The sequence below is a fragment of the Ruegeria sp. BE3 genome (genome assembly GCF_056538865.1).
The window spans coordinates 1-19,349 of record NZ_JBQFTW010000014.1 but is presented as its reverse complement, the minus strand read 5'-3'; the positions used below and the strand labels follow the sequence as shown (position 1 = coordinate 19,349).

The 19,349-nt window shown below is 52.0% G+C and carries 24 protein-coding genes and 1 tRNA gene; 10 read left to right on the top strand and 15 right to left on the bottom strand.

Annotation, left to right across the window (positions count from 1 at the left end):
* Positions 1 to 195 precede the first annotated feature (195 nt).
* Positions 196 to 270: transfer RNA gene (locus ACR0AZ_RS20035), tRNA-Gln, on the top strand.
* A 163-nt stretch (positions 271 to 433) separates the two neighbouring features.
* Positions 434 to 1,207 carry a DUF4145 domain-containing protein gene (locus ACR0AZ_RS20030; RefSeq protein WP_480468820.1) on the top strand — a complete coding sequence of 258 codons (774 nt, stop codon included), beginning with the start codon at positions 434 to 436 and terminating at the stop codon, positions 1,205 to 1,207.
* 631 nt (positions 1,208 to 1,838) lie between these two features.
* Here ACR0AZ_RS20030 and ACR0AZ_RS20025 read toward each other — a convergent pair.
* Positions 1,839 to 2,291: a MarR family winged helix-turn-helix transcriptional regulator gene (locus ACR0AZ_RS20025; protein ID WP_480468819.1), complete on the bottom strand. Its 453-nt coding sequence runs from the start codon at positions 2,289 to 2,291 to the stop codon at positions 1,839 to 1,841.
* A gap of 112 nt (positions 2,292 to 2,403) precedes the next feature.
* On the opposite strand from ACR0AZ_RS20025, the gene ACR0AZ_RS20020 reads away from it, so the two are divergent.
* The 3 genes from ACR0AZ_RS20020 (at position 2,404) to ACR0AZ_RS20010 (ending at position 3,949) form a co-directional block, all read left to right on the top strand.
* Entirely contained in the window at positions 2,404 to 2,799 is a 396-nt protein-coding gene (locus ACR0AZ_RS20020; RefSeq protein ID WP_480668120.1) for an antibiotic biosynthesis monooxygenase family protein, read from the top strand.
* A 37-nt stretch (positions 2,800 to 2,836) separates the two neighbouring features.
* Positions 2,837 to 3,280, top strand: a complete 444-nt coding sequence (locus ACR0AZ_RS20015) for a hypothetical protein (RefSeq protein ID WP_480468817.1) — start codon at positions 2,837 to 2,839, stop codon at positions 3,278 to 3,280.
* A 411-nt stretch (positions 3,281 to 3,691) separates the two neighbouring features.
* Complete coding sequence (locus ACR0AZ_RS20010; protein ID WP_480468816.1) at positions 3,692 to 3,949, top strand: hypothetical protein; 258 nt, start codon at positions 3,692 to 3,694, stop codon at positions 3,947 to 3,949.
* Positions 3,950 to 4,095: 146 nt separating this feature from the next.
* On the opposite strand, the gene ACR0AZ_RS20005 is transcribed toward ACR0AZ_RS20010, so the two are convergent.
* From ACR0AZ_RS20005 to ACR0AZ_RS19995, 3 genes are all read right to left on the bottom strand, one after another.
* The gene (locus ACR0AZ_RS20005; RefSeq protein ID WP_480468815.1) at positions 4,096 to 4,359 is read right to left on the bottom strand and encodes a hypothetical protein; all 264 of its coding nucleotides are present in this window, start codon (positions 4,357 to 4,359) and stop codon (positions 4,096 to 4,098) included.
* A 569-nt stretch (positions 4,360 to 4,928) separates the two neighbouring features.
* Positions 4,929 to 5,147, bottom strand: coding sequence for a GDCCVxC domain-containing (seleno)protein (locus ACR0AZ_RS20000; RefSeq protein WP_237217120.1), 219 nt, complete (start codon positions 5,145 to 5,147; stop codon positions 4,929 to 4,931).
* Positions 5,148 to 5,151: 4 nt separating this feature from the next.
* On the bottom strand, positions 5,152 to 5,475 hold the full coding sequence (locus ACR0AZ_RS19995; protein WP_170499188.1) for a hypothetical protein: 324 nt from the start codon (positions 5,473 to 5,475) through the stop codon (positions 5,152 to 5,154).
* A gap of 98 nt (positions 5,476 to 5,573) precedes the next feature.
* Between ACR0AZ_RS19995 and ACR0AZ_RS19990 the strand changes: the two genes are divergently transcribed.
* The 3 genes from ACR0AZ_RS19990 to ACR0AZ_RS19980 all read left to right on the top strand — a co-directional run bounded on the left by ACR0AZ_RS19990 (position 5,574) and on the right by ACR0AZ_RS19980 (position 7,756).
* Entirely contained in the window at positions 5,574 to 5,963 is a 390-nt protein-coding gene (locus tag ACR0AZ_RS19990) for a MerR family transcriptional regulator (RefSeq protein ID WP_170499190.1), read from the top strand.
* 500 nt (positions 5,964 to 6,463) lie between these two features.
* Positions 6,464 to 6,670 carry a cold-shock protein gene (locus tag ACR0AZ_RS19985; protein WP_170430361.1) on the top strand — a complete coding sequence of 69 codons (207 nt, stop codon included), beginning with the start codon at positions 6,464 to 6,466 and terminating at the stop codon, positions 6,668 to 6,670.
* Positions 6,671 to 6,688: 18 nt separating this feature from the next.
* Positions 6,689 to 7,756: a fatty acid desaturase gene (locus tag ACR0AZ_RS19980; protein ID WP_480668119.1), complete on the top strand. Its 1,068-nt coding sequence runs from the start codon at positions 6,689 to 6,691 to the stop codon at positions 7,754 to 7,756.
* Here the strand turns inward: ACR0AZ_RS19980 and ACR0AZ_RS19975 are convergent.
* The 10 genes from ACR0AZ_RS19975 to ACR0AZ_RS19930 form a co-directional block, all read right to left on the bottom strand.
* Positions 7,748 to 7,996 carry a ParB N-terminal domain-containing protein gene (locus ACR0AZ_RS19975; protein ID WP_170353732.1) on the bottom strand — a complete coding sequence of 83 codons (249 nt, stop codon included), beginning with the start codon at positions 7,994 to 7,996 and terminating at the stop codon, positions 7,748 to 7,750. The two genes, ACR0AZ_RS19980 and ACR0AZ_RS19975, sit on opposite strands and share 9 nt — an antisense overlap.
* 74 nt (positions 7,997 to 8,070) lie before the next feature.
* Positions 8,071 to 8,760 carry a hypothetical protein gene (locus ACR0AZ_RS19970; RefSeq protein ID WP_480468812.1) on the bottom strand — a complete coding sequence of 230 codons (690 nt, stop codon included), beginning with the start codon at positions 8,758 to 8,760 and terminating at the stop codon, positions 8,071 to 8,073.
* Between the two features lie 1,639 nt (positions 8,761 to 10,399).
* Positions 10,400 to 11,032, bottom strand: coding sequence for a tyrosine-type recombinase/integrase (locus ACR0AZ_RS19965; RefSeq protein ID WP_480668138.1), 633 nt, complete (start codon positions 11,030 to 11,032; stop codon positions 10,400 to 10,402).
* A 557-nt stretch (positions 11,033 to 11,589) separates the two neighbouring features.
* Entirely contained in the window at positions 11,590 to 12,162 is a 573-nt protein-coding gene (locus tag ACR0AZ_RS19960; RefSeq protein WP_170720314.1) for a hypothetical protein, read from the bottom strand.
* Positions 12,163 to 12,537: 375 nt separating this feature from the next.
* A complete protein-coding gene (locus ACR0AZ_RS19955) occupies positions 12,538 to 13,659 on the bottom strand; it encodes an alanine/ornithine racemase family PLP-dependent enzyme (protein WP_480471867.1) in 1,122 nt (373 codons plus the stop codon).
* Positions 13,656 to 14,855: an N-acetyltransferase DgcN family protein gene (locus ACR0AZ_RS19950; protein WP_480668118.1), complete on the bottom strand. Its 1,200-nt coding sequence runs from the start codon at positions 14,853 to 14,855 to the stop codon at positions 13,656 to 13,658. Before ACR0AZ_RS19950 ends, ACR0AZ_RS19955 begins: the two co-directional genes overlap by 4 nt.
* 92 nt (positions 14,856 to 14,947) lie before the next feature.
* Entirely contained in the window at positions 14,948 to 15,712 is a 765-nt protein-coding gene (locus tag ACR0AZ_RS19945; protein WP_120981208.1) for a hypothetical protein, read from the bottom strand.
* Between the two features lie 79 nt (positions 15,713 to 15,791).
* Positions 15,792 to 16,145, bottom strand: coding sequence for a hypothetical protein (locus ACR0AZ_RS19940; protein ID WP_010442293.1), 354 nt, complete (start codon positions 16,143 to 16,145; stop codon positions 15,792 to 15,794).
* A 3-nt stretch (positions 16,146 to 16,148) separates the two neighbouring features.
* Complete coding sequence (locus ACR0AZ_RS19935; protein ID WP_480485044.1) at positions 16,149 to 16,406, bottom strand: hypothetical protein; 258 nt, start codon at positions 16,404 to 16,406, stop codon at positions 16,149 to 16,151.
* A 497-nt stretch (positions 16,407 to 16,903) separates the two neighbouring features.
* Complete coding sequence (locus ACR0AZ_RS19930; protein WP_170499212.1) at positions 16,904 to 17,656, bottom strand: Crp/Fnr family transcriptional regulator; 753 nt, start codon at positions 17,654 to 17,656, stop codon at positions 16,904 to 16,906.
* A 135-nt stretch (positions 17,657 to 17,791) separates the two neighbouring features.
* On the opposite strand from ACR0AZ_RS19930, the gene ACR0AZ_RS19925 reads away from it, so the two are divergent.
* Together ACR0AZ_RS19925 and ACR0AZ_RS19920 are read left to right on the top strand one after the other, a co-directional pair.
* On the top strand, positions 17,792 to 18,025 hold the full coding sequence (locus ACR0AZ_RS19925; protein WP_010442296.1) for a hypothetical protein: 234 nt from the start codon (positions 17,792 to 17,794) through the stop codon (positions 18,023 to 18,025).
* Between the two features lie 387 nt (positions 18,026 to 18,412).
* Positions 18,413 to 18,784 (top strand): hypothetical protein, encoded by a 372-nt coding sequence (locus ACR0AZ_RS19920; RefSeq protein ID WP_480468806.1) that lies wholly within the window; start codon positions 18,413 to 18,415, stop codon positions 18,782 to 18,784.
* A 41-nt stretch (positions 18,785 to 18,825) separates the two neighbouring features.
* Here ACR0AZ_RS19920 and ACR0AZ_RS19915 read toward each other — a convergent pair.
* Positions 18,826 to 19,349, bottom strand: a 524-nt coding sequence (locus ACR0AZ_RS19915) for a TCP-1/cpn60 chaperonin family protein (protein ID WP_480668117.1), incomplete at its 5' end; no start/stop codon positions are given.

Below are 19,349 nucleotides of genomic sequence, written 5' to 3'. Positions count from 1 at the left end.
TCGGGCATTGATCTTCCCCTCAAACTCTTCGCGCGCGGGCATAACAGGTAAGCAATGATGACGCCGATATGGTGTTGAATTATCGGATCACATCCACCGCAAGTGTCATTCAAAATTATTTCCAGATTGATGACACTTTTGTCCTAAAAAGCTCTTGAACCCCGCAACCAACAGTCGTAGATAGCCGCTCACCGTTGGGGTGTAGCCAAGTGGTAAGGCAGCGGTTTTTGGTACCGTGTATCGTAGGTTCGAATCCTACCACCCCAGCCATGATTTTCCCGTAACATATTGATTTTGAACAAGGTTTTATAATCTCGTTCCGTAAATGTTGCGGGATGAGGAGAAATCCCGCAACATTTTTGAAGTTGCCTGCATCTGGCGCTTTCACTAAGGCTTTGAAATAATTGGGGAGTCCCTTTTTGTTTGAGGCAAGATGAAATACGTTCCACCGTCGACTGAAGAAACCGCATTCAACTGCCCACATTGTGGCGCGCTGGCCAAACAGTTTTGGCGGTCAGCCTACGCGCATCCAATGGACAAAGACGCGACACCTCAAATCTGGACGCGCGAACGAGTCGACAACTTCGACTTTGATCAGTTTAAGGACGAAGTACGCGAGGATATGCGAAGATTGGTCGAGCGTTGCGCAACCGGTGCTCCTTTTTTTGAAAAGGATGAAAAGTACGTAAATTCTCACATTGGGAACCTCTGGTTGAGCCGCTGCTATAACTGCGATCAGCTTTCGGTTTGGATTTACAATCGTTTAGTTTATCCTGTTGTTGGGAGTGCCCCAGTAGCGAATTCTGATCTACCAGCCGAAATTAGGCGTGACTACGACGAGGCAAGTGCGATTCTTGATGTGTCACCTCGAGGTGCTGCGGCGCTAATCCGTCTGGCAATACAAAAGCTATGTGTGGAGCTTGGGCAGTCGGGCAAGAACATAAATGAAGACATTAAGTCCCTTGTTCAGAATGGTTTGGACACTCGTGTTCAAAAGGCGCTGGATGCTGTGCGCGTCATAGGAAACAATGCCGTCCACCCGGGCCAAATTGACCTTCGAGACGACCGAGCGACCGCCGAAACCCTGTTCCGGTTGTTAAACCTTGTCGCAGAGAAGATGATCTCAGAACCGAAGCATGTCGACGAAGTCTATGCAACTTTGCCCCAGTCCCAATTGGACGCGATTCAAAGACGCGATAAGAAATGACAGGTTTCTGCGTTGCAGAAATTCCCGCAACAAATCCCGCAACATTTTCTCGCCAAACCAGTTGCAACTTATTGAAATTAAATGTTTTTTGAGAAAATCAGAATCCTACCACCCCAGCCATGATTTTCCTCTGTGTCGTCCGGTATGAATCGGAACTTGTCCGGCTTGAAACGCAACTTTTGTCGAGTAAGAGCGCAACTTTTACCAAAACTGGCGGTTTTGCAATTGGCTCTCAGCCCAGTTGGCTGGTCGCCTAGTTTTAAAGAACTGCCACGGTACATGAGGTCTGGAGGTCCTGGAAACAGCACCCAGGGCGGGAACAGGCCGAGAAAATTCTGGGCGAAGAGCAGTGCCGGGAGTTGGAGGTGATTTTCCCGAATGCGTTTCCTTCATCTGGAAATTCCGCCATGAATGATGCCAGAACCTTTGCTGTTGGAAAAAAAGCCAGAAAGCTATTGCAGAGACATAGGCAAAACAAAAAACCCATCTATGCCTAGTCGTTTTAGGGGTCGAGCGCGCCTGAGTGCTAAATCCTTTTTCTAGCAAAATTTGGCTGAGCTGCCGTTTGTTCCAAGCGCGGCGGATTCAAACATAGAGCCCAGAACGTCCGATGCTGCACTCTGTACGAATGTCAGCTTTGGGTCGAACTCTGATCTTGTCGCGTTGAGGTTTCTTCAAGGCGTGTTTTGAGACGGCCCACAACTTCTTGCGTTGTCGCAATATCATCTGGCGACAGACCTTTCGAGAGTTCATTCACCCATGGGATTTGCTTCGCAATCGCGGCTTCGTATAACTCCTGCCCCTTTCGAGTCATGACAACCAAGTGCGCCCGCTTGTGGTGTGGGTTCGGCTGAAACTCCACCATGCCTTCTTTGCTCAATTCATTGATGATCCGTTGTACGCCCTGCCGGTGAACGCCCATCGTCCGTGCATGCCAGGCAACGGATTCCGGTCGATCAGAATAGGCGATGGCACCAAGAATCTGCCATCGGGCACTTGTTAGACCGAGTTCTGATACGAGGCGATCACCGGCAAGCTGCAATCGACCGTTCAGCCGAAACACATCCAGTATCAATGCTGTCACGGCTTCTCCTTCTTCGGTCCTTCGCGCATCCGGCATGTCGATTCCTCATTTTATTTGACAACGTGTTGTCATTATGCTTGAAGCTTCCTAAATATGACAACATGACACCAAAATGAAACTACTTTCAAGGAGTACCGAAATGGTCAGCTTCAAACCCCTCGACCCCGAGTTTCCTATTGAGCGGCAATTGGGCATCGACGCTGGACCCGTCGTTCTTGTCAATCTCTTCACAGTCGATCCCGGTGACCAAACCGCCTTGGTTGAAGCTTGGAAGAGCGATGCCCAATGGATGAAAAAGCAGCCGGGTTACATCAGCACTCAACTGCATAAGGCTATTGGTGACGGCAGCATGTACCTGAACTACGCGGTCTGGGACTCTGTTGCGGACTTCCGCGCCGCGTTTTCAAACCCCGAGTTTCAGCGGCAGCTCAGCCACTATCCCTCAAGCGCTGTGACCGCCCCCCATCTGTTCGAGAAGGTTGCGGTGCAAAATTGCTGCACGGCCTGACGAAATCTTTTCCAAAAGCCAATTTGAGTGGACCGCTATGAAAACAAAGATTCACGCCATCACGGGCGGCATCGGCTTTGTGATGATCCTCCTCTTCTGGACATCAACAGCCTCCAGCGAGCTCTTTGCGAGCCATGAAACAGTCGCAACCGTCAAGGCATTGATCTTGAAAGGCATGTTCATCCTCATCCCGGCAATGGCCATCGCTGGCGGGTCAGGCATGGCAATGGGCCGGAAACGCAAGGATGCACTTACGAAGGCCAAGAAAAGCCGCATGCCTGTCATTGCGCTGAACGGCTTGCTGATCCTCGTACCGGCTGCTTGGTTTCTGGCTGGCAAAGCCGCTGCTGGCGAGTTCGACAGCACCTTTTACACAGTTCAGGTGATTGAGTTGATCGCTGGCGCAGCCAACCTCGCGATGATGGGATTGAACATTCGCGATGGCTTGCGAATGACCGGCAAAATTCGGAGGCCTCGCTGAGAGCTCGATTCTAGTCCAAGCACTGGCGAAATTGTCGACATTCGAGCAAACGCAGCGAATTGGTGCATTGTTGGGCCAAGCGGATCTCAAGATACACCTAACACAGTGTCGGCCTACTGGTCGCTTAGAACAACCAAAGCTTGAAAGTGCCAAGCGCAACAAACCGCAATCACCCGTGACGGGTGTTATGTGAAGCAATCTCTGGTTGAGTGGTCCGTCCGTCCACAGCCTACCGGCCCAATCACCTAACACCACATTGAGCGGCTTTTTCCCGCCCCATTGATCTTGTTCGCCCAGTCCGATATTCAGACGGGCTGCGTTTTCGGCCGTCTATCCGAGCCCAGCCCGAACCAACGAGCCAACCGATGGAGGGTGCCATGTAGTTCAGAAACTGCATGAAAGGCCAATGACATGGCCCACTACAAACGCAAACGTCCCCGTACCGTGCTTGGGAACGGGTACTCACGCCTAGGTCTGAGCCGTCGTCTCGGAAAAGACCCGGATGAGGTCCGGTGGCTTGGCAATTGGCCACGCTATCACGACATCACCTGTCACACGCGTCCAACGAGACGCAAATCCAAGGCTCTTGCGTCCGGCATCCTGAAAGGCGCTGATCCTGACGACCTAGTCTGGCCCGATGGGCGCAAGCCCCACCACTATTATTGGTGAGTATGTGCGGCGGAAGCATTCCATAACTCCGCCGCGCACTTTGGCTCAGGTGGCCGTTGAGACGACCGAAGCAGTTTGGCCCGTTGCGGCCATCGTTAGATCACGAACCGAGTCCCGCGTCTTTTCTCACTATGAACCGCAGCAAGTTATTGCCCTCGGTCATGAGGTCGTGGCGATCTTCGTTCTTTTTCACTACGGATGCCCACGCCATTTGATCCTGTATGAACCCCATGTAGCTCCCGCACGCGTTCAAGCGTGATGAGTTTGGGTGCTGAAATTTCCGTACCCAGAACTTTCGCGCCGGTCTGCAGCGGATAGTTCTCCCGTACAAAATCCTGCACGCAAGCCCTGAGCTCCGCTGTTGCCGGGTCCTCTTCAGTTTCTTTCAGCCAGGTATAGAATTCGCCCATATCTGTTGTGAAATATGACCGCTTGGTGGAAGACCGACGCCTTGCACGTTCCAACTCGGATTTCAGGGTTTCCGGTCCATTCTTCAAAACCTCGAACCCAGTTTATGACTCAAAGGTCACAATTCAACTGATGTCCAACATCGGGGGCGCCTTCCGATGTCGAACGTTCACCTTGCTTCTGGTCCAACTATGACGGTTGGGTCAGGTTCGTGTGACGTTCAACACGGTGTCGGGCGACTCATAGTTTTGCCATTGGCACGCGGCCAAGTCATTGATTTTGAATCAACTGGATTTTCCTCGATGCACTAGTTTTGCCTTTTGCGACTCAAAGGTTTTCCATTGCGTTGGAGCAGAGTGATATCAGCCATTCGTCTCAGGTGCAGAGAAAGCCCAGAAAGAGCCCAACCTGTACCCTGGATTTTATTGCTGCATGCGCTTGTAGCAGTAACAACATTGCAACTGCCGAATATCTTGTGCGGCCAAGCAGCGGAAAGAACTGTCATTCATGCAAATAGCAGCGATGCTCGCGGCGGCAGTTCACAGTTTGCTCAACAAAGCCGTCCTTCACTTCATCCGCAACAGCTATCGCCTAGCTGAATTGGTGGACACGGGACCGTGGCATATGAACAGTAAACACAACAGTCGCCTTCCAACGGCTTCAAAACTGTTTTGCACGACTTGCATTCATAGAACCACTGGCAAGCATCCGTTGGCATTTGCTCGGTTTCGCTGTGGCCGCACTTCGGGCAAATCAGGGTGCTTTCTAGGACTACAGTTTGTTTTGTCATAGTCTCACATCTGCATGATCAGGTAATCGTTAATCCGTGCCTCGTTAAACACAACGACCCAAGCCACGCCGGTGATTAGAGTTGTTCCTGCAAGCCGCCATTTTAACGTCGGTAAGGAACCGCGCCGATAAGATACCAGCCACGATATCGCGACGAGCGCCGTTGAAATCGTCAGCACATAGTAACTCGCTGCCGCAACCTTCCCAAAGATTGCCAACCAACTGCCGCCCAGCCCCAGTAACATCATCATCATGGGCAAAACGCAGCAAGTCGCGACGCCAAGCGCTGATAGCGATCCCAAATAGCTGAGGCTAAGGTACTTCTGCATTCTGTTTCCCTGATGGACTACGTCGCGCGGAGTTGTAGAGACAACAACCTCTCGTATAACTTCTGTAGCCACTACAGGATCAAGACAGGAAATCTCACATGTTTGCGATTGGGGAGGCATCCCGGCAAAGCGGTGTCGGAATTGAAACTATCCGCTACTACGAACGCGAAGGGATCGTGCCGAAACCAGAAAGGGCATCGAATAATCGACGCATGTACTCTGCGCACGATGTGGGACGGCTTTGTTTTCTAAGGAAGTGCCGAGACTTGGGTTTTGCGCTTGCCGATGCAAAGGTGCTTCTCAACCTGTCCGAAGGTGATAGCGAGGATTGCCAATCCGTTAAGGAACTGGCCGAGCTTCATATCTCCAATGTGCGTATGAAGATAATCGAACTTAAGCGATTGGAGGCCGCCCTGAATGAACTTACGGCCAACTGTAACATCGGTAACGTTTCTTGCCCGATGCTTACGCAGATACGGACCTACTAATGGCACTTTGAGGCTCGCAGTCGCCCTATGCCAACGCAGCATGACCCAAGATTCGGGCCGCGCAGAATCTACCGTTCGTTAGAGAGGTCAACTCGTTGATTTAGTAATGTTTCAATCAATGAACATTTGTGCCTGGCCGCGGTGTTCTTGAAGCACGCGGCGATTTCGGACAGTGAGCCCTACCTGCCGTGCCTGAGCAATCAATTTGCTGCATACGCATTCGGCAGGTTTTATCAGAAGCCGACCTCTGATTTCCGAAACGCAGAGCAATGCGTTCTGCCTATCTTTGTCCCAAATTGGGCTAGGCAGACTCAGATCTTCTGTTGCTTTCCATTGTATCAAGGCTTGTATCGTGTGTACTCAAAGTCCATATACACAAGGCTTACGTTTTTCTTTTTCGACCTGCTGTCTCCCAAACTCGGCGTTCAGTCTTTCGATTCAGACCGACCACGCCGAGTCGCCGCAATGATGCGGGCGGCAAGTATTAGGAGACTTCCACCATGGCAAATGGCACAGTAAAATGGTTCAACTCGACCAAAGGTTTTGGCTTTATCGAGCCTGAAGATGGTAAGCGCGATGTGTTCGTGCATATCTCAGCACTTGAACGTTCCGGCATCAGCGAATTGAAAGACGGCCAGAAGGTCACTTTTGACGTCGAAGCTGGCCGTGACGGACGCGACAGCGCCGCCAATCTGGCACTGGCCTGACCTTTTACGGGCACCCTTATGGGGTGCTCGTTTGCACAACGGGCTGCTAAAAGCCCTTGGAGAACAAGTCAGTTGCAACAGCAGGAATTGACCCGGGCGCTCGCGCAATACCGTGTGCCCGATACGAAGCGTAGCGTTTTTGAACTGACAATCACTGTCATCCCCTTTTTCGCGCTATGGGGCGCAGCGTGGTTTGCGCTATCCCTTAGTATCTGGGTCACTGTTCTACTGGCCATCCTGAACGCCGCATTTCTGGTGCGTATCTTCATCATCATGCATGATTGTGGTCACGGATCTTTCTTTAGAAGCCGCAATGTTTGCAATTGGACTGGCCGGGTTCTGGGTGTTCTCGCCCTGACACCCTATGACGTCTGGCGGCAAAGCCATGCGATTCACCATGCCTCAACCGGTAACCTTGATCGGCGTGGTATGGGTGACATTCCTACATTGACCATTGAGGAATACCTGAAACGGAATTGGTTCGGGCGTGCCGCTTACAGGTTAATCCGGAACCCCTTCATCCTGTTCTGTATCGTACCGGTCTACACGTTCGTTTTTCAAAATCGCTTGCCCTTTGGTTTCATGCGGTCAGGCTGGCTGTATTGGGCAAGTGCAATGGGAACAAACGCCGCGATTGCGGTGGTCCTGGCTCTGATTTTTTGGACCGGAGGCCTGGATGTACTGGTTTTTGTATTCCTTCCAACCATGATCGTCGCCGCGTCGATTGGTATTTGGCTATTCTATATTCAACACCAGTTTGAACACACGACTTGGGAGCGGGAAGAAGTGTGGAATCTTCAGAACGCCGCATTCTATGGAAGTTCTCACTATGCCCTGCCAGGCATCCTGCGGTGGTTCTCTGCCAATATCGGTGTGCACCATGTTCACCACCTTGCCAGCCGCATACCGTTTTATCGGCTAAACGAGGTATTGCGTGACCATTCCGAGTTGGAAAATTGCCAGCGTATTACTCTATATGAGAGCCTTCATTGCGCACGATTGCATCTTTGGGATGAAGAATGTCAGCGCCTGCTGACGTTTTCTCAGGCTTTGTCGAACGCCAATCCCAAAAAGAGCTTAGTGTAGTCTGGCGCGGACCAAATAGGCTTCAATAGTATCACCGCCGAGGGCGCGGATAGCCTCTAGTCGGTGAAGACCTTCAATCAGCACGAACCTTTTGTTGTCAGCGCGTATCTGGATCGGGGTCTTCTGGCCATTCTTCAGGATATCTTCGGCCAGCGTCAGAACTTTTTGTTGATCAAGCGTTTTCGCCCGTTTCACAGGTACATATATCAGGTCGAGCGGATATGGTCTTTTCTCCAACATAAGCTACGTGAGCAACCTTTCGTGCATTTGTTGCGGTTCGAAGTTCGCTACAAGAGCTGGGGCTGGAACGTACGTCATAGAACCGAACGAACAGCGTCGCGCAGTTCCTGATGCATGATCCAGGTTGCTGGCTCATCTTCACTTTCGATGTGAGAAAATGCCAGGACCTGAGCGGCGCCATCATTCTGTACCGATCCGGCGTCGGGTAGATCTAGTTCCAGGTATTCTGCGATCAATAGTCCGATTTTCTTGAAAACCTTGATGGACGCCTCGCGCGATTTGTAACCGGCCGCCTGAGACAAGTGACCAATGGTCAGACCGTCCTTGCCTGCGATAGTAAGTGCTTTGAGCATTGTGACCTGCGCAGGGGTGAGCCTGATCTGTCGCAACGCCTCGGTATATTCTCTTTCACTGGGAACGAGGGTGCCAGAGTTTCCCTCCAAACGGCGTTGACCGCTACGCTTCCTGTCTCGTTCTTCGAGAATTTCTTTTAAGGCTTCAATGGCCAATGCTGGTGTTTCGCCAACTGCATCGGCAATCATTGCCTGCGTTTTAGCCGGTGGCTTAGGAAATGCCCTTGCAACACAATTGCCGCTCAGAACGCCAGCCTTAATCATGTACTTTCCAAATTCTTCCTCAATCACTCCTGATACGTCAGCGTTCCGCAACTTACGAACACTGCGGTCCTGAAACGCTCTTTGTTCCAGACCATGAGCTGACATCTTTGAACCGGGAAGGGTTACTTGAGGGGCATTTTTACGCATCAGAGAAACACCACCACAATTATCGCTGCAACGCACACTGCTAACGCAATAGATATCTTAATCCCATAAGACCGGCGACGCACCTTTTCGGCTTTGAGAATTTTACCCAGGTTTTCGTCAATCGAGTTATGGTTCACGGCTTAGTCCTTCCGGATTTGTCAGGCGGCTTTGGTTTCCACCAACTTATTGTCGCGGCACATTTTCGGTGCACTGGTCGTTCTGTCTCGTGAACGGCCGGTTACATTCCCAACCATCACCTCTTCGATTCAAATGAGCGTTTGAAGGGACAAGAATCGCAACGCACTTGTCCCGGTTTGCGCGAAAACCACGTTCGCATTTCCATCCGGAATAAGTTTCAGGCGCGAGGTATGCATGCTGTGGAACTGCCACAGGCTCACAGCCGCTATCCGCTGCCCTGTAACCTCTGATGCACACCCAACCATCCGCGCTGTTTTTGTCAGTCAGGCGGCCGTTGCTCGGGACACTAATCGCAACACAATCCTGGTCTTCCTTACGAAATCCCCAGTCACAGTGTACTTCCTGTGCGCCAAACCGGGTTTCGACGTACCCATTTTGAGGCGCAATCAATTCTTCGCATTTTTCTCCGACTCGTCGGAAGAGCCGATTGCACTCCCATCGATCTCCAGTCGATGCAAGATATGCGTTTTTAGGAACTGCTATTTCCTCACAAAGATCTCCAACACGCTGGAATCCATGGTTGCATTCCCAAACTGGACCATAGGAACTGCCGGTCAAATGCGCATTTTGAGGTGCGTTTGCTCTTTGACACGATCCGTTCTTGTTTTCGAAACCTTCGTCACAAACCGATCCGTCGGCATTGCCTGCGACTTGGGCAGGAAGCTGCGTTCCTGAGAGCAACACTAAGAGTGTCGGGATCAGGCAAAGAACGCGGCGCAAAAACACGATGAATGACTGAATGAAGCGGAGCCTGAGACCTGATCTATCGGGCATCAAGCACGCAATTTATGAGCCATGTGCTGTTCATACGGCGCCTTCTTTAATTGGTCACCCGATGACTGGGGCTTGTCAGGTGACAGTTGCGAATGCTTGCGAGGAACTAGCTCATCACGAAGACCCCAGCGAAACCCGTTCCTATGCTGGGGCACATGCTACAGTTATTCTGAAGGCCATTGGATCATCGAAGCCGGCAGCATCGCGGCGACGAGTAACTTTCACCAATGCACTTTTGTGGTCCTTAGCCAGAATAGAGTCAAGGAAGTTTCCCTTGTCGCAATGCAAGTACCGCCAGGGCAGGTAGTTTTTGAAACTGCCGGTGACCAAGATCCTTGGTGAACTACCGAAAGAAATTGTCTGGCCTGAGTGCGGCGAAAGAGGAGTATGTGATCAAGGCTTCCCCGTGACTATGAATGACTGGCCTGATAACATTGGCTGCAACGCAGCGATTTTCGCGCCGCTTCTGCACAAGTACTCGCGGCGTGATCAAATGGCCGCTCGGTCCCGCACCCTGTAAATTGCGCCTGAGCCGAGAAAACTGTGCTGCGAGCGTACGCAACAAGATTTTGACACTTCCGCTCAGGGCACGCTACGTCCCACTCCTGCGTAAAAGAACTAGAACCACTATGGATTGGCGACCGACAGCGCCGCTCGCCAAACTGTCTCAGATGTCTATGCGCTCTGCAATGCTTAGCGCGTCTTCCAATTCAACGCCCAGGTATCGCACGGTGCTATCGACCTTTGTGTGCCCAAGCAGAAGTTGGACCGCGCGGAGATTTCCTGTCTTGCGGTAGATCTCAGCTACTTTGGTTCGGCGAAGCGAATGCGTGCCATATCCGCTCGGTTCCAATCCGATTGCGGTCACCCAGTCTCGAACCAGCCTGCCATACTGGCGCGTCGAGATGTGTGGTCGATCATGGAATCGGCTTGGAAACATGAACCGGCTAGCAAACATTTCCGGTGATTTTACCCATACCAATACAGTTTCTCGCGTGTTTTCCGTCAGTTCGAATTGAACAGATCGCTTGGTTTTGCTCTGGATCACCGAAACACGCTCACGGACGCGATCGTCTTTGACAAGATCGGTCACAGCGAGTTTGACCAGATCGCAGCCGCGTAGCTTGCTATCAATCGCGACGTTGAACATTGTGAGATCACGCATATTTCCAGAAAGTTCGAGCCGGGCACGGATCGCCCAGACCTGTTTTGGGAGTAGCGGTCGTTTCTGACCGATGATCCGCCCTTTGTTCCAAGCTCTGGGTTTTGGGGTGACTGCAGGTAGTTGGACTCTTGGCATATTTTGCACTCCGATCCACCCTCCGCACCCAAGCAACAGCACCGCGCTGACCACCGAATAGTACAAGCGGCGTGAATGCCTGCTGTCCGATTATGAATACTGGCATGGTTTAAGTGTGTGCATTAGGCGGCTTGAGCCCATATCACTACGCATAAGAACGGTTCGAGTCCAAACCGCGCGTACGCTTCGTCTTCAGCACCGATTACCGATCGGGTTCCACGTTAAAAGGCCCGGGTCAGCACCAATAAGATAAAATGAGATATGATCAGAAAAGCTGGTAAGACCGGCGTCAGGTTATCAGCGACGCCGAGCTAACCCAGGGCTTACTGATACGCCATTTCGCCACGCGCTCAACCCCTTGCAGCGTCGACAAATCCGCTCTCCGAACCCTTCGCTCCAGAATGGCGTTCTGCAACGAAGACACGGGCGTTCTTGCGGCACGTCATTGTGGGCGCGAGCCATGATCGTATCTGCTTCGTTGTCGGAGTCTTCCATCAGTTCTTAGCCTCGATTTCTGTTTTGGTTAATACAGCGACTGGAAAAGAAAGTTCCGAGCCCTAAGCCTTGAGATTGAAGGAGCTGCCTGGTTCAGACTGTCCGATGGGACGGCCTGTAATCCGAGGGGTTTTAATAGGACGAACTGGCATTCCTTCGTTCTCAGCAGCTTGGACAGCGAAAGCATACCGAGAACCGCTTGCGCATCCTCGTGGTATGGCTCGTTGATCTGATGATCCGTCGTCTGCCTCAGAAATGAGCGACTCCGAGTAGAGGTGCCGAAGTTGAGTCTCAGACACACCATCCGCTTCCATGATCAGTTGCACCATCGGATCGGCCAAAAGTTGGTCGAGCAAGAATTGTGACAACTCTTTCGCAGACAATTTATCTATTGCGCGTGCTCTGTCCAAATCAGCAAGAGAAACGGTCAAGGTTCGCGCCAGACCGGGGTGAGATTTCCGTGGATGCAGAGAGATTAGCACTGATGCTTTCCAGGCTTCTGGATCCAAATAATCTGGTGGTGCGGAAAGCTCAGTTTCTATGTCGTATTCGCCCGCCGGGAGTAATTCGTCAAAGCCAGGGAAAGTAAACGGCCTGGAAAAGACTGCGATTGTCTTGCTGGTTATCTGGTTCATTTGGGTAGTTCTCCTTTGCTGATAGCGCTCGGAGATGCAGACAAAAACAAGCCACCCTCTCCCGGCAGGGTATTATGAACTTTGAGGTTTCGGCTTTGGTTTTTCGGGGACGGTGTCAGGCGCTTCAGACGTAACTTCTTTTTTCGGCGCGTCCGCATCGTTTTCCTTCAGTGCGGCAGCCGCTCTGGTCGTCAAGTCCTTGAAAGACATCATTTTGATCCTTTGATTGTCCGCACCACCCACGAGCCCAGATGGGGTGTGAAAAGTGAATGCGGATACCACCAATATAGGTATTGGTGGCCCAATTTACTACGTAAAGCCGTAGAATAAGACGGGTGGCTGAAGCAGAACCGAGGCGGCGGCAACCCTGGCGCGCTACTTTCGCTTCGAATATGGGCGATCAGTGTTCGCTGCGGTGCAGTCAACCAATGCGCCATCACCATGGAAGACTTTTGCTACATCGGGTGCAGCCATGCCGCGCGAGAGCGCGCTATAGTTCAATTTCAGCTTCACCTCGCCACCAGGGCGAAGCAGACAACTGGTGTTTTCAACAACGATATGATCACTGGTGGCTCCGACGAACGTGACGCCAGCAGGGAATATTAGACCCGCCGCATCGGTGTCCTGGAGTCCAATCGCAAGGATCGACCGAGTATTCGAAGGACTGTCTAAAGTCACACACTGCATTGAAGGTATAGGATAATTCATTTGCAAGGGATTTGGATTTGATTTGGCTTTCGTTTCGATCACTTCCGCCCAAAGCGTAAAAGCATCTGTGTAAAGCCCGCCGATCGCGTGCCCCGATACGGGATCGGTACCCAACAGGATAGCCTCACCCAGACGCAGGTTGTTGATCTTTCCGGTCGCACCCTTGCCAAGCGCCCATGGCAAACTGGCGGAGCCGCCGCCTGACACTGTTTCAAGAGCGGGTCCAAACGCGCGCTCGGTGTCGATGGCAAGCGACGAAAGCAATGCCATTGCTTCTGCAGAGGGTGCCACATGACCCAGACAGGCAAAATTTGCGCCAATCCCCTTCAGAGAAATCCCTTCCATTCTAAGAATTTGAAACACAGTGCTTTCAAGGTGTTCAGGCGGGATTCCTTCCCGCATATCCCCCATTTCCACCATCAGGATAATGTTGTGAGTAATGTTCTTTCCCAGCGCACTCATGGCCAGGCTTGCGATAATGTCCATCTCTGTGTTGAAGCTTACATCGCAGTAATCAACAACTTGCGCGACCTGGCTCAGCATGGGTGTTCGGATCAAGGATATGGAGCACGAGATTCCAGCATCGCGCATACGCATGATATTGCTGATCCGCGCGTCCGCCAGCCCTGTCGCGCCGCCTTCAAGCATAGCATTCGCAATCTCAGGGTGACCGCACACGGCTTTTGTCACGCCTGTAACCGTAATTCCACGGGGTCTAAGGCGATCGACCAGGAACCGTGTGTTGTAAAGAATTTTGCTCAGATCAATGTCGATACGCAGCTTGCTCATTCAATCGTCGTTACAGGTACGTGCTGCAAACGCGGAAAGGCAGAAAGAACCATGTTCACCAAGTTTGATGAAGGACGGTTCAGAGCGTCAGTGACCGGGAGGTACAATTTGCAGTTATAATCTGTGATGGCCTTTGAAATCTCAACATCATTCATTCCTTCATGGTTGATCGTCATGCCAATTACCTCTGTGTTCGCAAAAGCCTCGATCAGGGTGATTTCATCGCAAGGGTCGGGCATAGTCATGTTGGGGAAATCACATCGACGTTTTCGTTTAGGCGCGTGTTGAAGAATAACTGCATGTGGCTGACTGCCTCGCAGAATGAAGGCTGATGTGCAAAAGGCCGGATGGCTTAGCGCGCCCTGGCCCTCGATCACTATGACATCCGGGTGTTCATCTTCAGATGCTGCAACAACAGCGCGCTCAAGCTCGCCACAGCAAAATTGCGGCGGCACCGAATCCATCGCGACACCATACTTGCCGTCCTGCATCAATCCTGTCTGGCCGGTACCGACCAAAACTGTTTTGATCCCATGCGCGTTAAGGGCATTTGTCAGGATTGTCGCGGTTGTACGCTTTCCAATTGCACAATCGGTGCCGAACACCGCGATGCGGATCGCTTGGACGTCACCAACACTGCCATCTAACAGGCGCAGGTCGCGAATAGGCCGCGGCTTGCGAATGTCGCGTATCGTGACATCGTGAATTTTGGCAAATCCGGCGAGCTCCTTGTCATCGCTAAGAAATTCATGCAGCCCACTGACGATGTTCATTCCGAGCGTTATCGCATCCACAACAACTTCGCGATCCTCAGGGGACATTCTGCCGCTGGCCGGCGCCATTCCGTAAATAAAAGTGTCGGGGATCGTAGCTTCATTAGCGACGGCGGCATCAAGATCATCGAAGATGGGAACCTGATTTGCGATATTATCAAGCACTTTGCCACTGTCACAACCGCCATACGTGCTGTCGATCACCGAAAGAACGCGATAGGCCTGTGAATGTCGAACGAGACCATTAGCCGTCTTGCCATCGATCTTTGCGAAGTTTCCTTCGCAATACACAATTGCAGTCGGTGTATCTGTCACGAGTGTCTTGCGGTGAAGCTCTGGAAAAACTGCTTGTTCAGGCGCCAGCTTTTGCGCATCGCTGGCAATGAACTGCTTGGCATCCGACGCAATGAGTACGGGTTTCATATTTGTTCCTTTTTAGGGTGTGAAACGCGCGTCCTTGGTAAGGACGGGCAAAAATTGTGAAGTTTGGGAAAGTGGGCTTTCTGTCTGAATTCTCACTGGTTCAGAACACACAGCCCTTCTGATCGATGATAGTTTTTGTGGCATTGCCACCCATTGCCGGATCGGTCGATATGGGCATTTGCCGGTAGCTCGATTGCATTGCAGCGATCACCGGACGCCTCGTAGCCACGTTCGCATTTCCATCCAACTCCATGGATCGCGTCATCGTAGAAAGCATTTTCAGGCACAAAGACGGCATCGCACCGTCCGTCGCGCTCAAAATACCCACGCTCGCACGTCCAGGGACGCCCGCTGGTTGATGCGTTCAGAAAAGCGTTTTCCGGCACCGCTACTGCCACGCATGCTTCTCCGTCTTTTTCGTAGCCACGGTTGCAACGCCATGCAGATCCATAAGTGCTATTCGTCAGGTAAGCATTATCCGGCACCACGATTTTCTGGCAGCTATCGTCTACTCTTGTGTATCCACGCAGGCACCGCCACCTCTCACCTGATGGATCGAGATATCCACCTTCAGGCACAATCACTTCAGTGCATGAGGTGCCGCCAACTTCAACAAAGCCGTGCATACATGCCCACCCTGAGCCGTAGGTTCTGTTTGTGGGGTATGCATTCCCCGGCACGACAATGGCCACGCATTCTTCGCCTTCCAACCGATAGGACAAATCGCATTCCCAACCGTCGCCATACTTATTGGGATGCGCGTTATCCGGGATCGAATTTGTTTCTGCCGATGCGGGACTTGATGAGATAAGGGAGCCCGTCAAGCAGCTGAAAACGCCAACAAACAGCGCCGTCATGAAGTGAGAGTAAAACCAGTGCTGGTTTTTTCGATTTGTCCTGGTGCAAACGACGTTGTCCGAATGTTGAGTGATTGAGTTACGATCCATCCAGGTTCAGCCCCTCAATGCAGGCCTGTGCTAGATCTTTGTTGGGGGTTTGGGATCCCGGTACCGTTGCCCAGCCGGCTGCCATAACGGCATCCTTTCGCTTGAAAGAAGTAGCTTCTTTGATCGTCGTTATTTTTTCGGCGCGTTGGGTGTCAGTTCTCGCCATGTCGACGCAGATCGGAACCAACGCAGCGATTACATTGTCGCGGGACATGGCGTTGGCCATCTTGTCCGCGTTACTGCCGGTCATCCATCCACCCCAAGAAAATCCAACGACGCCTACGAAAACCCCTCCGATCAGGGCGCCGTAGATTCCGGGTTTAAGCCATTCGGGCGTGTTCATAATCTATTCCTCCTGCGGGGAAAGCGCCGCATCGCTGTCATTGTTAGATGTAGCCAAGGTTTGGTCTTGCTTGAGCGCCAGTTCAAAATCTTCTGGGTCAATTGGGCGCATTTCCGTGCGGCCTGGCTTGCTGCCTTTGCCCTGAACTGTCAGGTAGGTTCCGGTTCTGCGATATGCTTCGAAACTCAGGCCCTGTAGTAGTTCTTCAACAACAACTACTTCATACTCGCCTGCAGGAAGTTCATCCGGGTAGCCGGACAAAGAGAACGGATTTGAAAACGTCACCAAAGAACTGGACGATCTCGTGCTCACCTTGGTCCTCCATATAGTTTGTTGGATCTTCCCCGCGCAGTCTGCCGCGGTACACGCTCGTAAGCGCTGCGGTAGTACTGGCGTTGTAATTTAGAATAATGTGCAAATGGCAGACGCGCGCTGATCGATGTTAGTCTGCGGCCAATGACCTGAGATTTTATTGGAATCTCAAATGCATTTGGTGCCCGAGGATCAGGTACTGCCAAAAATTGACTAACCTGCGTCAGTGCAACGATGTTTGGATTCCGGCAACGTGATGTGTGTTGGCGGGATATTTGCTGGCGTGTTCTTAACGAGTATTTGAGAAGCGCAGGAAATCCAGTACCGCAATCGGACTGTATTTATCTTGCGCTTCTTTTTCGGTGAAATCCAAAATCTGCCGAAGCGAATGGCGTCTCTAACCAGGTAACTATCATCAAAATCCCGGCATCGCTGAAGGGGTGAACCTATTGCTTCAACAGTGGCCCGGCCTGATCCAGATAAGTGGGGTCAAAACCGGCCAACGTCACCAGTCCGTCATAATCATCAAATGCCACTTGCCCGGATTGAAAAGTAACCAACCCCTTCTCCCGCAGTTGCCGTAGGACACGATTAACATGCACGGCACTCAGTCCCAGCGCATCGGCAAGGTGGTATTGTGTCAGGGGGCAAGTGTATCCCGTCTTGTTTGCCATCCCGACCTGAGTCAACCTCACACCAAGTTCCAAAAGAAAATGCGCCATGCGCTCACCCGCATCTCGCCGTCCTATGTTGACCAGGTGCTCAACCACCATCGCTTCATCTCGAGATACCGCCCAAAGAATTGCTGTCGCCAGCCGGGGCGTCTGCGCAAATGCTTCCAGGAGATCATCCACTACTACTTCAATGGCTTGGATTTCCATGATTGGTTCTATGCTGTGATCCGAGGTGTGCAACAAAACGCTTCGCAAGCCCAGAAAGTCACCCGGTATTTGGAAATCGACGATCTGACGCGACCCGTCAGTCTGGGTTTTGTAGGAACAAACCCAGCCCGAGGCCAGAATGTAGGCCGCCTGCTCTGATTGCCCTTGATGCACAAGGTCACGTCCGGCTTCAAAGGTTCTGCGACGCTTGTGCAGGCGTGCCAATACCGCAAGTTCAACCTCAGTCAGAGCGACGAAGTTTGAAAGCTTTCGGGTGAGTGGACTATTTTTGATAGTGCGCAAGTGTTCTTCCTTCATCGATGAGCAGCCCGCGAAACTATCCGACGCCAAGACTGCTTTCGATCAGTTAAGTATACAGCAATCTATGCCAGTATGGTGCAATTCATCGTGGCGCTTCCATGCTTGGACGCCTGTTAGAAAAGGACGTCTACCATGGCTGACCGGCAAGACCATTCAGGAATGGCCGCACTCTCAATTTGTGAAGCGCTTTTGCTTGCAATTAAAGATCGTGAGCTTCTGCCCGAACATGAAATTGTGGGAGTTCTGCATGACGCAGCTGCTGTCCACGAAACAGCGGTCGGCAATAACGATGAAAAGGACATGCACCAGGCCGCCGCTGTTCTGATAAACAAGATCATTGCTTCCGGCTATCGCGTTCGGCAGTAACGTTAGTTTCCTGTCAGAAAAACAAGATTACGCTCGTCAAAAAAGCATAACAACAAATAGAAGTACTATTGGTGCTTCGTTCCCGATCAATTCAAACACGAAGCAAGAACCAAAGATCCAATCTCTGCAATATCTCAACTTAATGAAAAATTCCACGACCGCGAATTACTCCCTCTTCCCCGCCACCTGCATGAGCCACAACGAGAATTTGCTTACTGGCTGAAGGCCCGCATGGCCTGTCCTACTGCACTGCCTGCGACAACGCAAACGTTGGCTTTGTTCGGCGTCTAAGTTGCTGATCCTATGTGCCTCGAAACTACAGTTTGATAGTATCGCATCATCATAGCTTTGAATGACCGGTCTGGCGACAACAGCTGCAACGCAGCGATGAATGTGCTGCGACAGCAAATCAATGCTGCGTCAGCAATTGCCGCAATCGCACAAGTCCGGTTTGTCCGCACCTTACCAGTTCGAGCACCGCGCGGCGAATGGCCATCCGTCCCAGATCCGTCTTTCACGGATCTCGCGGCGAAGGTGTCGGCAGAGCCCAACCTGTACCTTGGAATTTCTCGCTGCGTGCGCTCGCAAAATGAAAATTGCCGCAAGCGCTTAGATTTCTGCGCCGCAGGTAAGCGGGAAGACCGGCCATTCGTTCAGGGTGCGGCGAGCTACGTACAGGAAGCTTACTGGTTGCGAATATTCTCGATCTTCGCTGCGGGTGCGGGGAAGCCTATTTCGGTCAATGAAGCCCATTGCTAGATAAAACGAAGGGGGCCAAGGCCCCCTTCTTGTGACTTAGCTTACATCATGCCGCCCATGCCGCCCATGTCGGGCATGCCGCCTGCAGGTGCGCCTTCTTTGGCGGGCTTGTCGGCAACCATCGCTTCCGTCGTGACCAGCAGGCCAGCAACCGATGCCGCATCTTCCAGAGCAGTACGAACAACTTTGGCCGGGTCGATCACACCAAACGAGAACATGTCGCCATATTCTTCGGTCTGAGCGTTGAAGCCGAATGCGGCATCCGAAGATTCGCGTACTTTGCCGGCAACAACCGCACCGTCGACGCCCGCGTTCTCAGCGATCTGGCGCAACGGCGCTTCAATCGCCTTGCGCACGATGTTGATGCCTGCATCCTGATCGGCGTTTGCGCCTTTCAGAGTCTCCAGAGCTTTACCGGCCTGAACCAGAGCAACACCGCCGCCAACGACCACGCCTTCCTGAACAGCAGCGCGGGTTGCGTTCAGAGCATCGTCCACACGGTCCTTACGCTCTTTCACTTCAACTTCGGTCATGCCGCCGACGCGGATAACGGCAACACCGCCTG